This is a genomic window from Dactylosporangium maewongense, assembly GCF_039531485.1.
Taxonomy (GTDB): Bacteria; Actinomycetota; Actinomycetes; order Mycobacteriales; family Micromonosporaceae; genus Dactylosporangium; species Dactylosporangium maewongense.
Genome location: NZ_BAAAQD010000110.1, coordinates 1 through 595, shown reverse-complemented (window position 1 = coordinate 595; position 595 = coordinate 1). Strand labels below are relative to the sequence as shown.

Here is a 595-nt window from a genome sequence, read left to right as displayed (position 1 = left end):
CCGGCGGCGGTCACCGACACCACCGGCGTGCCCCCGCGCGGTGCCCAGGTCGTGGCCTTCCTCGCCCGCAACGTCTGACCGCACTCGTCGGCGAAACAGATCCAGGCGCTCAGCCGCCGCGCGACCCTTTTAGCGCCGGCCACCGGCGCCGCCGCCAATGCGTAATGGCCTGCTCGTCACGCTCCACAGCACGATGCACCGGCAGCTGGGCGGTGTAGCCCAGGCGGCGCATCACCTGCCACGCCGTGGCGATGCTGACCCGCTGATGGAACATCGTGGCGATCAACGCCGCGATCCGCTGCAGCGTCCACCGCTGATCCTCGCCGTACCCGGCAGCGGCCGGCCCCAGCTCCAACCGTTCCCGCAACCGGACCAGCTGCGCCTCGGACAGCACCGGATCCGGCCCCGGCGAGCCCTTCGACGCCAGCGCCTCGACCCCACCGGCCACCCACGCCCGCCGCCACCGGTACGCGCTGTTCGCCGAGACCTCCAACGCAGCAGCCACGCCCAACGCCGTGACGCCCTCCGCGAACAGCTCCCCGGCCCGACGACGCACCAACTCCCGCCGCTCCCGCGCAGCCGAGTTCAGACCACC

The 595-nt window shown here is 73.1% G+C and carries 1 protein-coding gene; it reads right to left on the bottom strand.

The features are described from left to right. Window positions 1-109: 109 nt before the first annotated feature. A partial coding sequence (locus ABD332_RS59945; RefSeq protein ID WP_344516122.1) for a winged helix-turn-helix domain-containing protein occupies window positions 110-595 on the bottom strand: 486 nt, incomplete at its 5' end.